Below are 15,650 nucleotides of genomic sequence, written 5' to 3' on the forward strand. Positions count from 1 at the left end.
GACTGGTCTAATATTGATTTATAGTATGGCTATGAAACGATCAAATAAAAGTGAAGCCACTCGACAACATATTCTTGATACCAGCTTTGAGCTGGTATTGCGTAAAGGTTTTGTCGGTGTTGGCTTACAAGAGATTCTCAAGGCCTGTGATGTCCCGAAAGGGTCGTTCTACCATTATTTTGCTTCTAAAGAGGCATTTGGTTGTGCCTTACTGGAACAGTATATGGCGGATTATAAAATCCGTGTCGAGCAACTCTGGCAGCAGACTGAACAGAATGCTTATGCGCGGTTGATGGCGTTATGGCAGGCGTGGATCGATGATCCTGTTCATGGTAGCTGGGCCGAGAACTGTCTCATTGTGAAATTAGCAGCAGAGGTTTCAGATTTATCGGAAGACATGCGCCAAATTCTCAACCTTGGTGTGCATCGGTTGACACAACGCGTGTCTTTGTTATTGCAAGAAGGGCAACAACAAGGCTCGATTCCTGCCCATCTTGACCCATTAAAAACGGCCCAAGTGATGTATCAACTGTGGCTGGGTGCCGCCTTGATGACCAAACTGGCCCAAGACAAAGCACCGCTACATTTAGCTTTAGAAACCACTCAACAGCTGCTCCAACCGATTAAGGAATAAAACATGCAAAGTATTATCCATCACAGTTTTGGTGAACCCATCGATGTGTTGCAGTTGGGTGAGATGCCGCAGCCTGAGCCGAAAGTAGGTGAAGTTCGTATCAAGATGATTATGTCTCCAATCCATAATCATGATGTTTGGACCGTACGTGGTAGCTATGGTTATAAGCCAAGCTTGCCTGCGATTGGTGGTAGCGAAGCGGTGGGTATTGTCGATGCAGTGGGTGAAGGGGTTGATGCAAGTAAATTAGGGCAGCGCGTTGCGGTCGCCGGGGTACATGGTAGTTGGGCAGAATATTTTATCGCGCCAGCAGCAAGTATCATTCCGTTAAATGATGCGATTGATGATCAGACCGCAGCGCAACTAATCGGGATGCCAATCAGTGCCTTAATGTTACTCGATTTTGTCAATGTACAAGCAGGTCAATGGCTGATTCAAAATACGGCTAATGGCGCGGTAGGGAAAACGGTTGCCATGATTGCCCAAGCGCGCGGACTGCAAGTGATTAATCTGGTGCGCCGTACTGATGCAATTACGGAAATGCAGGCATTGGGGATTCAACATGTGGTTGCGACAGATCAGCCAGACTGGAAACAACAGGTAAAAGCCATACATGCGGATCAGCCACTAATTGCTGGGGTGGATTCAATTGGCGGCAGTGCTAGCGGGGAAATGTTGAATCTACTCAGTGAAAATAGTCTATTGGTTTCGTTTGGTAGTATGACTGGCGAGACTATGCAGATCTCATCGGGTGATCTGATTTTTAAACAAGCCACGGTTAAAGGTTTCTGGGCCAGTGTGGTCAATAAGGAAATGCCAGTAGAGCGTAAAAAGGCTTTGTTTGTGGAGTTACTGACACTTGCGACGCAGAAAAAACTGATTCTACCTGTTGAAGGGGTTTTTAATTTCGATCAGATCGAAGCGGCTGCATTGAAAGCAACTCAAGGTGCACGTCAAGGTAAAGTATTGTTAACACCATCACTGTAAAATACTGGGTCAGTTTTGTGACTGATCCAATCAATTTCAAACACAATAAAAAGGAAAAATCGCATGTTGGGACAAGTACTGATCGGGTTAATTGCAGTATTGCATGTTTATATTTTGGTGCTGGAAATGTTTTTATGGGACAAGCCCTATGGGTTAAAGGCCTTTGGCAATAGTCTGGAAAAAGCACAACTGACCAAAGTGTTGGCACAAAATCAGGGGCTGTATAATGGTTTTCTTGCCGCAGGCCTATTCTGGTCATTACTAGCACCTGCAACATATGCCATTGCGATTGCCAATTTCTTTTTGGGCTGTGTATTGATTGCAGGGATTTACGGTGGACTCACTGCGAGTAAAAAGATTATCTATATTCAGGCTGTACCTGCATTGATTGCTTTGATTGTGGTGAATGTTTTTTAAGCGAGCAATAAAAGTAGGCATTTAATCTGATTTATGCTTTAATGCGCTCAGTTTGAGATGAGCCTCATACAGTATATCGGACGATACGATATACGACTAAGCCCCTATATGGGGCTTTTTTATGTCTCAAGGAAAACCTACTGTGCTGCCTATATCCTGATAAAGAGCAAGACTGGGAATTATGGATAAAGGAGTGCCACAAGTTGCCATTTTTGGTCATCATGTGTGAATAAAATCAAAAAAACATCTTCTGAAATTTAAAATAAATAGATTAAAATTAATAAGATAAAGAAAATGAGCAATAATAATGTTAAGAAAAATCGTGTTATTCGGATGTGGATTGTTTTTTTGTCTTGGGGTGGCAGCACAAGAGACAAAAATTCTTGGATTTGATCAGGTTTTTAATTTAAATCATGATGAGCTTTATGAAGTAGAGCTGCAAAAGCTAAATCCAAGCTCTCAATTGTGGACTGCTTTTTATTTAATTGGTGTTCCAAAATCTGCAGCAATGAATACAAAAGCTGACTTTGTGATCAGTGGTGAGGGAGTCATTAATAAAGATCATCCGGCGAATCCAACAGAAGTTGTCAGTTTAGTCGCCAATAATTTACCAGCACGGCAAAACTATTCTTTTAAAGAGTTTGATGATTTGGTTGAAGAAATCGAAGATCAAACGGGAAAGCAAGTACAAGACCCAGTATTGGGTGACGCGAGTGATGTCCGTGTTTATGGTCAAGTTATTGATTGGATTCCTGAATATAATTTACAAAAGCCCGCTAAAATTAGCTTTGGTATAGCAGACCCCCAAGATTTTGAAATCAAGGCCGCTTATTTGTTGATAGGGGAAGGAGAAAAAACACCACAAATAATAGCACTGAATATTCATCAAAAAATGGATGCTGAACAAGTGCAGAATTCTTTCCAAGATAAAAGTCGTAGTCATGAATTAAGTTTTGCCCGTTTCGAGGCTAAATTTCTTATTTTTTTAGTGATTATCGCGGCAACCATTTTTCTCAATTGGGGTAAATGGCGCAGGAATTAAATATTTCAATCAGTTTTATATGTGATGTAAAAGGAGGGCCTTCCCCTCCTTTTACAAGCGAGTGGATCAGGACTATTTAATCCAAACCTAACCATTGGCGTTGCTGATAAGCACTATCCCAGAATAACCATTCCAGTTTTGCGCCCATGGTATAAGCCGCATGCATTTTGGCTAAAGTATCTTCATCACAACGTGCAGCGACTTTATCTACAGTCGCAATCACGTTACGAACTGCGGTATTGAACTCTTCACCTGCATAGGTATCGATCCATGCTTGGTAAGGATTGTTGGCAACGGACTGACTGACGATATCTTTACCCACTTCGGCATAAATCCAGAAACATGGCAATAATGCTGCCAGAATGACAGGATAGCTTTCAGACCAAGCTGTGGCTGTCAGAAAAGAGGTGTAATGATGACAGGCAAGCGTGAGCGGTGTGCTTTCAAACTCAGTTTTGCTGATCTCAAATTCCTGCATAAAGTCACTGTGTAAACTGCGTTCCACAATAATGGCGATTTTAGCCGCCTCAGAAAATTGAATCACATCATCAGCTTCATAAGCTTTTGCCGCAGCCACAGCAAGGGCGCGACCATAAGCCAATAAGTAATGTGCATCTTGAATCACATAATGACAAAAGGCTTCACGGTCTAATGAACCTGCTGCAAGTTCTTGATTAAACGGGAGTGCTAATATTTTTTGATATAAATCTTGATTACGTTGCCAAACATCTTGAGAAAACGTCATGGATTGAACCTATTAAAGCAAGCCGAAAAGAAATCTGTCAGCACTATAACAGAGTCTTACGGTGATAATTTTTTCTTCAAAATAAGTGCAACAATCTTTTGTCTATTTCAGCTAAAACTCGCCTACAATAGACGCATTTTTATAACCCTACGATTTGAATAAAAGGTTGCTCATGAAGCATTTCCGTTTCTCAATATTTTTTACGGTAGTGTGCTTAGCACTATCTGCCTACTGGGGCTATACGCATGGACCTCAAGCGGGTGTAGCAACCATGCTGAAAGCGTTGACGATTACAGCAATTTTAGCAGTGATGGAAGTCTCTTTATCATTTGATAATGCGGTTGTAAATGCGTCTGTACTGCGTGGTTGGGATCATTTCTGGAAGATGATCTTCTTAACGGTTGGTATCTTGATTGCCGTATTTGGTATGCGTTTAATCTTCCCTGTTGTGATTGTCGCAGTAACTGCTGATATGGGCATGATTGAAGTGGCTAAATTGGCACTGAATGATCCAAAAACCTATTCAGAGCGGTTAATGGCACATCATGCTGAAATTGCAGCATTTGGTGGTACCTTCTTATTATTGGTATTCCTGAACTTCTTCTTTGATGATGGTAAAGAAACCCATTGGTTTAAGTGGTTAGAAGCGAAACTGGCGCACTTGGCTAGCGTGCCTGCAATGTCGGTTTTCCTTGCATTAATTGCGATGATTATCATGGCTGCAAACGTGGAAGAATCGGCACGTTTGGCGGTGACCATGGCGGGTATCTGGGGCATCGTGGTGTATATCGGTGTACAAGTGCTGAGTCATTTATTGGGTGGTGAACCTGAGATTGATGAGAATGGCAATGCAGTGACTCATGACTCGAATGGTGCAGCTACAGGTGTGGTGAAAGCTGGTTTTGGTGGTTTCCTTTATCTTGAAGTGCTTGATGCATCGTTCAGTTTCGACGGTGTGATTGGTGCCTTTGCAATTACCAGTGATGTGGTCATTATCATGTTAGGTCTGGCAATTGGTGCAATCTTCGTTCGTTCGATGACGATTTATTTGGTTGAGAAAGGCACTTTGGATGCCTATATCTTCTTGGAACATGGTGCGCATTATGCGATAGGTGCCTTAGCATTCATCATGATTGCCAGCGGTACTGGTTTACATGTACCTGAAATCGTGACGGGTCTGATCGGTGTGGCCTTTATTGTTTGGGCGGTGATTGCCTCGATCCAATATAGCAAGCGCGAACAGCAAGCCTCTTAAGCTTGTTTTCAGCTTGGTCAGCTATTGTAAATAAAGGAGCGAACATCGCTCCTTTATTTTTTTCTCTGAAGAAAGATTGTGTTTTTCATAATCTACTTACAACCTTTGTAGGCGAATGGCTTATAATTCGCTGAGCCAGTTATAGTGTCTTATCAACAATGAATGCTTTAGAACGCCGTTCAACCTTTGCCTTAAGTAGCATTTTTGCCTTACGCATGTTGGGCTTGTTCATGATTATTCCTGTGTTTTCAGTCGCAGGGCAATCCTATCAATACGCCACGCCAGCCTTAATTGGTCTTGCGGTTGGGGTATATGGCTTAACCCAAGCAATTTTACAGATTCCATTTAGTTTATTGGCCGATCGGTTTAGTCGTAAGCCTTTGGTGGTTTTGGGTTTATTGTTATTTGCAATTGGCGGTGCAATCGCAGGTTTATCCGACACAATTTATGGCGTGATTATTGGTCGTGCGATTGCTGGTGCTGGTGCGGTTTCTGCGGTAGTAATGGCATTGCTGGCAGATGTCACGCGTGAAGAACAACGGACCAAAGCCATGGCCGTAATGGGCATGAGTATTGGCTTATCTTTTGTGGTGGCATTTAGTCTAGGGCCGTGGCTAACCAGTTTAGTCGGCATTTCAGGCTTATTTTTTGTGACAACGATTATGGGCTTGGCTGCGATTGCAATGCTATTGCTTGTACCTAAAGTCACGCGACACCATCGAAATTATAAGCAAGGTTATTTGAATCAGCTCAAGCAAGTTATTCAAATGGGCGAGTTGAATCGTCTGCATGTCTCTGTCTTTGCACTGCATTTATTACTCACTGCGATGTTTATTTATGTGCCTTCACAGCTGATCGAATATGCACAAATTCCTTTAGCAAAACATGGCTTAGTCTATTTGCCTTTGTTAGTGATTAGTCTGTTCTTTGCTTTTCCAAGCATTATCATCGCGGAAAAATATCGTAAAATGCGTGGTATTTTTCTCACTGCAATTGCAGGGATTATCAGTGGTTTATTGATCCTGATTTTTGGCTATGAATCGAAATATGTTTTATTGGCTGGATTAGGCTTGTTCTTTATTGCTTTTAACGTGATGGAAGCATTATTGCCATCTTGGTTATCAAAAGCAGCTCCGATTCAATCGAAAGCCACAGCAATGGGTGTCAATGCAAGTAGCCAGTTTTTGGGTGCGTTCTTTGGCGGAACCTTGGGTGGGCAGCTTTTGATGTTACAGAATACTGCACTCGGGTGGAGTGTGCTGACGGGGATTGCTATAATATGGCTGCTGATTAGTTTTGGTCTGGCCCAGCCGAAATATTTATCTTCGATTGTGTTACCTTTACCTCAGGCGATACAAACAGATGAATGGACTTCAAAATTGTTGGCGATTCGTGGTATTGAAGAAGTCGTGGTGATGCCAGAACAGCAAGTTGCATATATTAAAGTCGATAAACAGAGCATTGATGATGCCGGGCGACAAGATTTAACGCACTTGATTGGCAAAGAGGTAGCCATTTAATCATAACTCTTATAAAGTAAAACGTAGAAATATATAGGATGAAGACAGCTAATGCGTGGTGTGAATAAAGTTATTTTAGTAGGTACTTTAGGTAAAGATCCGGAAACAAAAACTTTTCCAAATGGTGGATCATTGACTCAATTCTCGATTGCGACAAGTGAATCGTGGATGGACAAAAGTACAGGTGAACGTAAAGAGCAAACAGAATGGCACCGTATCGTGTTACATAACCGTTTAGGTGAGATTGCACAGCAATATCTGCGTAAAGGTTCAAAAGTGTATATCGAAGGTTCATTGCGTACCCGTCAATGGACAGACCAAAATGGTCAAGAGCGTTACAGCACGGAAATTCGTGGTGACCAAATGCAAATGCTCGATAGCCGTCAACAAGGCGAGCAGAGCGGTGGTGACTTTAATCAACCTCGTTTTAACAACAATAATAACCAAGGTGGCGGTTACCAAAATACCGGTTATAACAATAACAACAATCAAAGTGGTTATGGTCAAGGCGGTGGTTTTAATGGTGGCAACCAGCAAGGTAATTATGCAGGTAGTCCACAAGCAGGCAACGGTTTTAATACACCAAAAGCAGCGCCGCAACCTGCTGCTGCACCTGCTGACTTAGATGATGATTTACCGTTCTGATTTCTGCAATCAGTATGGAAAAAGGCATAGAACTCAGTTCTATGCCTTTTTTGTTGGTGTTGATTTTATCGCGAAGAGTCCAACGTTTCGTGGTTGGTTACTACTTCTTGAGCTTTGCTATAGCTTTCAATCAATAACTGATAAGCTGGGAAAATCTGGGTGTAGACCTGAGCCCATTCCAATGCATCGTCACGATTCCAAGTGCGCTGGATTTCTGATGCTACTGCTGCAGTATCCATCGGCACCACGCCTGCTTGCACCACACGAGCTAGGGTAATTTCTTCTGCCATTTTGCTATAGGTTCCAGAAGCATCAATCACGGCAAATACCTTATAGCCTTCGGCAACCGCACTGATCGCAGGGAAGGCCATACACACACTGGTAATCGTTCCTGCAATGATTAGGGTATTACGGCCTGTCGCTTTAACGGCATCCACAAAGTCTTGGTTATGCCATGCATTGATTTCACCTTTACGTGCCACATATTGTGCATGAGGGGCATTGGCATGGATTTCAGGAATTAAAGGACCATTTGGACCTTGCGGTACAGAAGCAGTAGTGATCACTGGGATTTTGGCCAAACTAGCAATCTTAGCCAAGGCTGCTGCACGTTGACGTAATTCAGGCATTGGCATATCGCCGACGGTTTGGAATAAACCACTTTGGTGGTCAATCAATAACATCACGGCATCATTGACATCGATAACAGGTGCTTGGCCATTGAAGTTTGCTGGCATTGTCATTGTTGTATCCTCATCTTATCTTGGGGGTATAATTGATGATATAGACAGGACGATTGGTGAAAAATATCTATAATAGGATATATTGTCATATTAAAAGAACAATTGTTGTCATCATTGACGGGTCGAGCAAATAATATGAAAGATTTAAATGACTTATATTTCTTTGTGAAAGTGATCGATTGTGGAGGATTTTCTGCAGCCAGTCAGGAGTTAATGGTCACTAAGTCTTTACTGAGCCGTCGTATTGCCGAATTGGAAAATCGACTCGGGGTGAAACTGATCAATCGAACCACCCGACAGGTGTCGATTACCGAGGTGGGTAAAATTTATTATCAGCATTGCAAGGCCATGTTGATTGAAGCTGAGGCTGCCGAAGAAGCAATTGAATTTTTAACCGCTGAACCACGCGGATTGATCAAACTTTCTTGTCCGACCAATTTATTACATATTAATATTAGTCAAATGTTGAATGAGTTTTTACAGCTGTACCCCAAAATCAGTCTGCATGTCGAAGCCACCAATCGCCGTGTAGATTTAATTAATGAGCGTTTCGATTTAGCGGTGCGAATTCGCCCTTTGCCACTACCAGACAGTGACTTGATCGTACGAGAGTTGGCCTTGGCGCGGCAGTTTATTGTCGCGAGTCCAGATCTATTACATCAATTTTATTCGATTCGTGAGCCGCAACAACTGACCCAATTTCCTGTGCTCATGATGGAGTCCTTTGCCCCTGAATATTATTGGCAATTATTTTCAAAGGATCAGTTTGAACAAAAAGTACAGTGCCATCCACGCCTGACCACCACGGATTTAACCGCGCTCAGAGAAGCAACATTGCAGGGGTTGGGCGTGGCAAAATTACCAGAATTAATGGTGGCGGAAGATATTAAACAAGGGCGTTTGATCCATGTATTGCCTGAATGGCAGCCTAAACCTGAGCTGATTCACTTGGTCTATACTTCTAGACGAGGACTGTTGCCATCGATGAAATTATTGATTGATTTTCTGGTGCAAAAATTTGCTGAGCTAAAACAGCAGAACTCAGTTTTATACTAAAAACTGCACTATAAAGAATAGCCACTGTCAGTTTTTGCCAATTCTCGCAGGCCTTCCATCAGGGTTTCGATCAGCTTTTCCACCACCAAGCGTTGACCTTTACGCGAGGCATAGACCAACTGAACTGTACCCCGATTGGATTTCCATTCCGGCAGTATATGAATCAGTTTGCCTTTCTGAATATCAGCTTGAACGGTCAGATAAGGCAGATCCGCAATGCCCAAACCATCATTGACCGCATAATAGACCCCAGCCAAATCATTACTTTTCACTCGTGGCTGATAAGGCACATCCACGCTTTCATCACTATCAACGTGACATAAGTGCCAGTAGTACTGATGCTTTTGAATGCCCAACGCCACACTCGGATATTGCTGTAAGTCTGAGTAGTGAGTAATGCTTTTACCTTGCAGTAGTTCAGGTGCAGCGACCAGACAATGCTCGGTTCGAATCACATCGCGGACAATTAAACTCGAATCCTGATTGGGTTCAAAACTGGTTCGGATCGCAATATCAATATCATCGTGAAGTACATCGACACGACGGCTGGTCAATTCTAAAGAAATTTCAACTTTGGGATAGGCTTTTAAAAACTGATTCAGTAATTTTCGAATCTGGAAATGCATCATCAAAGGTGGGCAACTGATTTTGACCATACCTTGCGGTTCATTTTTTTGCTTGAGTAAGACATTCTCGGCACACTCAACTTGTGCAATCACTTTGCAGCATTCTTCATAAAATTCTTGGCCTAAATCCGTGACTTTAAAATGGCGGGTAGTACGTTGAATCAGGCTGACATTAAATTTATGCTCAAGTTCAATGATACGACGGCTGAGCTTGGATTTGCTGATGTTCTCAGCTTCGCTGGCTGCGCTAAATCCGCCGTGTTTCACCACCAAATAGAAATAATGGAAGTCATCAAATGAGTTGATCAAGGCAAAGCGAATCCGATAAATACGACAAGATTAGAATAGCATTAACTATCCTAATCTTGATATTACGGTTTATTTTTCTGAGGTATTGGTGAAATAACTGGTCATCAAGTTGCGATAATCAGGAATATGATTCGAGAATAAAGCGCCTAAGCCTTCGATGTCATTGCGCCAATCACGGTGCAGTTCACAGGCCATTCCAAACCATGTCATGAGTTGTGCGCCTGCTTGTGACATACGATCCCATGCTGCATCACGAGTTAAGGCGTTGAATGTTCCTGAAGCATCAGTAATGACGAATACATCAAAGTCTTCTGCCAATGCAGACAGGGCTGGGAATGCGACGCAGACTTCCGTGACCACACCCGCAATAATCAGTTGTTTTTTTCCTGTAGCTTTGACTGCTTTAACAAAGTCTTCATTGTCCCAAGCATTAATTTGACCTGGACGAGCGATATATGGCGCATCAGGGAACAGCGCTTTCAGTTCAGGGACCAGTGGACCATTTGGGCCATTTTCAAAGCTGGTGGTGAGAATTGTCGGTAAGTTGAAGTATTTTGCGGCATCTGCCAATGCCAAGACATTGTTTTTAAATTTATCTGGATCAATATCTCGAACCAATGAAAGTAGGCCAGCTTGGTGGTCGACCAAAAGTACGGCTGCGTTGTCTTTGTCTAGGCGAATATAGTCTTTAGCCATTGTTGTATCCTCATGTTTTTGTAAAAAGAACACGGAAAAGCAAGTGAATTTCCGTACTGCTTGAAATTATGCTAGTTAAATTTTTAAGTCAGATGAAGCGCAAAAAATGAGATAAACAATATCAAAAATGGGATGATTGATAAGGGTTAAGCGCTGATTCACTTTTTAATTTTCAATTGTCCTATATGTAGAATAATGTGTTGCCAATCTGAGGCTATAAGCCCAGCTGCTCGAGGCGTAAAATAGAAACCAAGAACAGAACTTCTACGCTATAGGAGAAACCAAATGAAAAAAATTCTTGGTGTGTATCAAAACAAACACATGCACTGGGTGGGTGATGGTTTCCCAGTCTATAACTTGTTTTCCTACGACCGTTTAGGCCAAAGCCTCAGTCCATTCCTGTTATTGGACTATGCGGCACCGTATCGTTTTGATCCAACCACAGCGCAGCATGGCGTAGGTTCACATCCTCATCGTGGCTTTGAGACGGTCACCATTGCCTATAAAGGTGAAGTGACGCATAAGGACTCAAGTGGTGGTGGTGGAACGATTAAAGCAGGCGATGTGCAATGGATGACTGCAGGTGGTGGTATCTTGCATCAAGAGTTCCATTCTCCTGAATTTGCTCATCAAGGTGGTTTGTTTGAAATGGTGCAGTTGTGGGTCAATTTGCCAGCGCATTCAAAAATGACGCCTGCAAAATACCAAGCTATTGAAGCAGATCAAATTCAGCATATTGCACTGGATGACGCAGGCAGTGAAATGCGTATTATTGCAGGTCAATACCAAGATACTGCTGGTGCTGCGACGACGTTTAGCCCAGTCAATGTTTGGGATGGTACGATTGTACAAGGTCAAGAACATACCTTTTATGCAACAGAAGGTCATACTGCATTATTGGTATTGCTTTCAGGACAGGTGATCTTAAATGAAAGCCAAAGCATAGAGGCACCGAGTTTGGTGGTGCTGAGCCGTGAAGAAATTGACTTTAGTATCAAGGCAGAACAAGACAGTAAATTCTTGATTTTGACTGGTCAGCCACTGAATGAACCGATTGAAGGTTATGGGCCTTTTGTCATGAATAGCAAAGCAGAAATCGTTGAAGCAGTTCGTGATTTCAATAGTGGTAAATTTGGTTCGATGGAAGCTTAGTTACTTAAATAAATCAGTTGTTTATATAAGAAAGCCTATCACTCCGTTAGAGTGATAGGCTTTCGCTGTAAGGGTCCTCTATTGATTTTTTTAATATTATGTCACTTATAATTATTCAGCTTGTTATGTGACTTTGTTCTCGTTGTTGTTTAATAAACATACCACCGATTTTTGAGCTTGCAAAGCGTATAAGCTGCTGAAAATGAAAAAATATAGAATGTTCTGTATGTTTTTGTGTCCTACAATGTAATAAGTTTAATTTTTTCATCATGTTAAGATTAAAATGCAATTTGTGATAAAATGTAACAAGAATCCAACAACGATATTACGACAAAAGTCTGGCAGAAGCCTTCAATCTGGTATTTTTTAATACCGTGTTTCGCTTAACTATCGGTCATAATCAAGAAAAATCATCAACTGATGGGACATAATTTTGGATATTGCAATTATTGGCAGTGGAATGGCAGGACTTGCCTCAGCCAGAATCCTACATGATGCAGGGCATAAGGTCACGATATTCGAAGCACTCGCTGGACGAGGCATGGATAGTCATAGTATTGATTTTGATGGTGGTATTATTGATGCCCCGCTACGGGTAATGAATCCAAAGCTTTGGAAAAATACTCTAAGCTTGGCAAGTTACTTGGGCATAGAAACGTTCCCTGTCCGTACCTTTATGGCTTGCAGTTGGTTGTTCGAAGATAAGACTGATACATGGTTGACGACGTCACGCAGCCGAATCGGCAATTTCCCAATTATTAATAACCGTAAAGGGATTCAGCAATATGGTTGGCGCTTGGTCAAAGGCATGTTGCAGCTGAAAACAGCGGTGCATCAATTTTTTAAATCGGATAATCAAGACATCACACTAGCTGAATTCATGAATCAATATCATATTGAGGAAGTGTTTTGGCATGGCACGGTGATGCCTGTGCTGTATACCATTTGTACTTGTCATCCTAAAACCATTGGGGAATGGCCAGCCAAACCTTTACTGGAATTTATTCGTCAGTTGACGGAAGGTGAAGCCTTATTGCGAATGAAAGGCGGAACACCTGCCTTGGTTAATCGCTTGATTGAAGGCATTGAAATTCATAGTGGTTCGCCTGTTCAAAAAGTTGAAGAGCAGGGCGATAAAGTCTTGGTAGAAAATGCGCAAGGTGAGAGCCAGTTATTTGATCGTGTGGTGATTGCGACACCTACGCCAGTGATTGAAGATTTTCTCAAGCAACCACAATTTGCAGAAGATATTGCCTTACTGAAAAAATTCCGCTTTGAACAAGGCGATTTGGTGATTCATACCGATCCAATCGTGATGCCACAACGCCGTAAAGATTGGGCAGTATTGAGCTATATGATGGATCGTAAATTTACCCGTCAGCAATTTACCGTATGGATCAATGCGATTGAACCAAGCTTGGTCGGTAAAAATGCCGTGTTCCAAACGTGGTGTCCTGTGATTGATATCGATCCAAAGAAAATCATTTCCAAAGTCAAACTCACCCGTGCAGTAGTCGATTCAGAAACTGTTGCCCTGAATAAACAAATTCAGCAACGTCATTTGGACTTAAACCGTAAAGTATTTTATTGCGGTTCATGGTCGTGTGATGGTTTGCCGATCTTAGAATCTGCTGTGACCTCGGCGATGCATATTTCTGAAATCTTAGGTGCAGCCGTTCCATTTGTTGGATTAAAACCAAAAGTCAAAGTTGCGCCTGAACTCGGTTATTAAGCATGGCCACCTTCAAGCAAGCGCTGATCGAAAAAGTCATAGGGCATAAATATGCGATTGATGCCAAACGACTCGGTGATGATGCATGGCTTGCTTGGAGTAATTTAGGTTTTTGGCAAGATCAACATGATCATTATCCACATGCCTGCCAAAGTCTAGCCGATCAAATTGCACAATCCATTCAACTGAAATCCACAGATCGTGTTTTAGATCTAGGCTGTGGACAAGGTGCCAGTCTGTTGCACTGGATCCAGCATTATCACATTCAGCAACTCAGTGCAGTTGAGTTACAGCCTGATTGTGTTAAACGAATTCAAAAACAATTACCGCAGGTTCAAATTCATTGTGGATCTTTTTTGAATTTAAAAGCACTGCAACTTTTGAATTCATTTGATGTGGTGCTGTGTATAGATGCGGCTTATCACAGTGATTTGAATTCATTTCTCAATTCAGCATCTTCAGTTTTGAATTCAAAAGGTCGCATCGCGTTTCACACCCTGATGTGGTCTGAAAATTGGCTACAGTGTTCTGCTCTACAAAAACAAAAGTATCGCTATCTATTAAAAAGTGCCGATGTGAATTGGCAGCATGTGATGGATCAGCAGCAGCTTGCACAGACCTTAGCGCAGCATGGTTTTACTGATATTCAAATTCAGGATTTTTCTGAGCCTGTGTTGAATGGTTTTGCTGAATATATCGAAACACGGGAAATTGAAAAATCAGCATTTGATTTTGCACAACTTAAAATAAACATGACTGCCAAGTTGTGCCGAAAACTCTACCAAGATGGATTAGTACGTTATATTCAAATCAGTGCAGTAAAAAAGTGAGAACAAGATGCCAAATGAATATAAAGGTTCATGCCTGTGTGGGGCAGTGAGCTATCAGGCGGAGGTTGCGCCACGTTATCGTTTTAATTGCCATTGTCGTGATTGTCAAAAAGCCACAGGCAGTGCTTATGCACCGATTGCCTTCTTTCACCAATCTGAACTTAAAATCGAAGGTGAATTAAAATATTTTGAGTCTTTGGGTTTATCAGGCAAGCCGATCCGCCGTGCATTTTGCCCAAACTGTGGTTCGCAAATGTTTGGCCTACCAGAACTCGTACCTGAAATGATTTCAATCCGTGCAGGAACATTGGATGATCCAAATCTGTATCAACCGCAAGCAGAATGTTTTGTGAGTCATGCAAATGAATGGGATTTATTAAATCCGAATATTTCGCATTTTGAGAAAATGATGGGGAAGAAACGAGAGTAAAGCGAGAAATGGTGCCGGCACACGGATTCGAACTGTGGACCTACTGATTACAAGTCAGTTGCTCTACCAACTGAGCTATGCCGGCAACGTGGCGAGAATTCTACAGAATCTAATTAAAAAAACAAGCGAAAAAATGAGCAAACAGATAAATTTAATTCGTTTGTCGAATTTTCGCCAATTTCAGCTTAGCTATTGAGTGCATAGACAAAGGAATCAATCACTTCACCTGTGCTTAAATGCGCTTTAACAGGGACACGTTGATAGCCTGCACCTTCGAATTCATCCAATGCTTGCCAGTGTTGTTCTAGATTGTCTGAAAAAAAGACAAAGCCAGAGACTTTATGTTCGCTTTGGTCGAGCACAATACCCGGAAAGCCAAGTTCTGCTCCCCAACCTTGTTGTTTGAGTGTGCCAAATACATGTGCTTCTGCCCATGTACCACCAATATTTTCCATGATATGAGCATTGGGACGGTTGGGCCCTAGAGTCCCGTAAACAAATAAACTGAGCATAGTGAAAGCGAGGAAAGTAAAAGAAAGAGAGTAGCAAAATAATAGACAAAGAGCATGTGTTTATATATACGTTATCAAAGTTAGAATTAATTTTTCCAAAATTTTGAATATTAAATAAAAGATGATTTTTCTTTTCTGCTATAGATGTCGATAGTCGAATTTATACCAATCTTTATTTGCAATCAGAGACAATGCAGTAGGTTTGAATGTAGTTTTCCCAATCGGACTTTAGAAGATTCTTGAATTAATTCGAATTGATCTTTGGTTTAAATTTTAGAGAATTTTGCTTAAGCTAAATATGATATAAACAAAAAAAGCT

Annotated in this window: 17 protein-coding genes and 1 tRNA gene; 12 read left to right on the forward strand and 6 right to left on the reverse strand. The window is 41.7% G+C overall.

What is annotated here, in order from left to right:
* Positions 1 to 31 precede the first annotated feature (31 nt).
* From F3J02_RS08205 to F3J02_RS08220, 4 genes are all read left to right on the forward strand, one after another.
* Positions 32 to 634, forward strand: coding sequence for a TetR/AcrR family transcriptional regulator (locus F3J02_RS08205; protein WP_167248802.1), 603 nt, complete (start codon positions 32 to 34; stop codon positions 632 to 634).
* A gap of 3 nt (positions 635 to 637) precedes the next feature.
* Positions 638 to 1,621 carry a zinc-binding dehydrogenase gene (locus tag F3J02_RS08210; protein WP_167248538.1) on the forward strand — a complete coding sequence of 328 codons (984 nt, stop codon included), beginning with the start codon at positions 638 to 640 and terminating at the stop codon, positions 1,619 to 1,621.
* Between the two features lie 63 nt (positions 1,622 to 1,684).
* Positions 1,685 to 2,038: a DUF1304 domain-containing protein gene (locus tag F3J02_RS08215; RefSeq protein ID WP_004803688.1), complete on the forward strand. Its 354-nt coding sequence runs from the start codon at positions 1,685 to 1,687 to the stop codon at positions 2,036 to 2,038.
* Positions 2,039 to 2,345: 307 nt separating this feature from the next.
* Positions 2,346 to 3,080 (forward strand): hypothetical protein, encoded by a 735-nt coding sequence (locus tag F3J02_RS08220; protein ID WP_167248539.1) that lies wholly within the window; start codon positions 2,346 to 2,348, stop codon positions 3,078 to 3,080.
* Between the two features lie 76 nt (positions 3,081 to 3,156).
* Here the strand turns inward: F3J02_RS08220 and tenA are convergent, their stop codons facing one another.
* Positions 3,157 to 3,825, reverse strand: a complete 669-nt coding sequence (gene tenA, locus F3J02_RS08225; RefSeq protein ID WP_167248540.1) for a thiaminase II — start codon at positions 3,823 to 3,825, stop codon at positions 3,157 to 3,159.
* Positions 3,826 to 3,997: 172 nt separating this feature from the next.
* On the opposite strand from tenA, the gene F3J02_RS08230 reads away from it, so the two are divergent.
* From F3J02_RS08230 to ssb, 3 genes are all read left to right on the forward strand, one after another.
* Positions 3,998 to 5,080, forward strand: coding sequence for a DUF475 domain-containing protein (locus F3J02_RS08230; protein ID WP_167248541.1), 1,083 nt, complete (start codon positions 3,998 to 4,000; stop codon positions 5,078 to 5,080).
* 158 nt (positions 5,081 to 5,238) lie between these two features.
* Entirely contained in the window at positions 5,239 to 6,600 is a 1,362-nt protein-coding gene (locus tag F3J02_RS08235; protein WP_167248542.1) for an MFS transporter, read from the forward strand.
* A gap of 51 nt (positions 6,601 to 6,651) precedes the next feature.
* Entirely contained in the window at positions 6,652 to 7,245 is a 594-nt protein-coding gene (gene ssb / locus F3J02_RS08240; protein WP_167248543.1) for a single-stranded DNA-binding protein, read from the forward strand.
* A 65-nt stretch (positions 7,246 to 7,310) separates the two neighbouring features.
* Here ssb and F3J02_RS08245 read toward each other — a convergent pair whose 3' ends face one another.
* Entirely contained in the window at positions 7,311 to 7,988 is a 678-nt protein-coding gene (locus F3J02_RS08245) for a hydrolase (protein WP_167248544.1), read from the reverse strand.
* A gap of 135 nt (positions 7,989 to 8,123) precedes the next feature.
* Between F3J02_RS08245 and F3J02_RS08250 the strand changes: the two genes are divergently transcribed.
* Positions 8,124 to 9,044, forward strand: coding sequence for a LysR substrate-binding domain-containing protein (locus F3J02_RS08250; protein WP_167248545.1), 921 nt, complete (start codon positions 8,124 to 8,126; stop codon positions 9,042 to 9,044).
* An 8-nt stretch (positions 9,045 to 9,052) separates the two neighbouring features.
* On the opposite strand, the gene F3J02_RS08255 is transcribed toward F3J02_RS08250, so the two are convergent.
* Together F3J02_RS08255 and ycaC are read right to left on the reverse strand one after the other, a co-directional pair.
* Positions 9,053 to 9,979: a LysR substrate-binding domain-containing protein gene (locus F3J02_RS08255; RefSeq protein ID WP_167248546.1), complete on the reverse strand. Its 927-nt coding sequence runs from the start codon at positions 9,977 to 9,979 to the stop codon at positions 9,053 to 9,055.
* Between the two features lie 69 nt (positions 9,980 to 10,048).
* Positions 10,049 to 10,675: an isochorismate family cysteine hydrolase YcaC gene (gene ycaC, locus F3J02_RS08260; protein WP_167248547.1), complete on the reverse strand. Its 627-nt coding sequence runs from the start codon at positions 10,673 to 10,675 to the stop codon at positions 10,049 to 10,051.
* A gap of 285 nt (positions 10,676 to 10,960) precedes the next feature.
* Here ycaC and F3J02_RS08265 point away from each other — a divergent pair, with 285 nt between their 5' ends.
* The 4 genes from F3J02_RS08265 to F3J02_RS08280 all read left to right on the forward strand — a co-directional run bounded on the left by F3J02_RS08265 (position 10,961) and on the right by F3J02_RS08280 (position 14,819).
* On the forward strand, positions 10,961 to 11,827 hold the full coding sequence (locus F3J02_RS08265; protein ID WP_167248548.1) for a pirin family protein: 867 nt from the start codon (positions 10,961 to 10,963) through the stop codon (positions 11,825 to 11,827).
* A 433-nt stretch (positions 11,828 to 12,260) separates the two neighbouring features.
* On the forward strand, positions 12,261 to 13,559 hold the full coding sequence (locus F3J02_RS08270) for an FAD-dependent oxidoreductase (RefSeq protein ID WP_167248549.1): 1,299 nt from the start codon (positions 12,261 to 12,263) through the stop codon (positions 13,557 to 13,559).
* Between the two features lie 2 nt (positions 13,560 to 13,561).
* Complete coding sequence (locus tag F3J02_RS08275) at positions 13,562 to 14,389, forward strand: SAM-dependent methyltransferase (protein WP_167248550.1); 828 nt, start codon at positions 13,562 to 13,564, stop codon at positions 14,387 to 14,389.
* A 7-nt stretch (positions 14,390 to 14,396) separates the two neighbouring features.
* On the forward strand, positions 14,397 to 14,819 hold the full coding sequence (locus tag F3J02_RS08280; RefSeq protein ID WP_004803720.1) for a GFA family protein: 423 nt from the start codon (positions 14,397 to 14,399) through the stop codon (positions 14,817 to 14,819).
* A gap of 9 nt (positions 14,820 to 14,828) precedes the next feature.
* Here F3J02_RS08280 and F3J02_RS08285 read toward each other — a convergent pair.
* Positions 14,829 to 14,904, reverse strand: a tRNA-Thr gene (locus tag F3J02_RS08285).
* Between the two features lie 100 nt (positions 14,905 to 15,004).
* Entirely contained in the window at positions 15,005 to 15,331 is a 327-nt protein-coding gene (locus F3J02_RS08290; protein ID WP_167248551.1) for a gamma-glutamylcyclotransferase family protein, read from the reverse strand.
* Positions 15,332 to 15,650: the final 319 nt, after the last annotated feature.

It is taken from the genome of Acinetobacter sp. Tr-809, from assembly GCF_011753255.1.
Lineage (GTDB): Bacteria > Pseudomonadota > Gammaproteobacteria > Pseudomonadales > Moraxellaceae > Acinetobacter.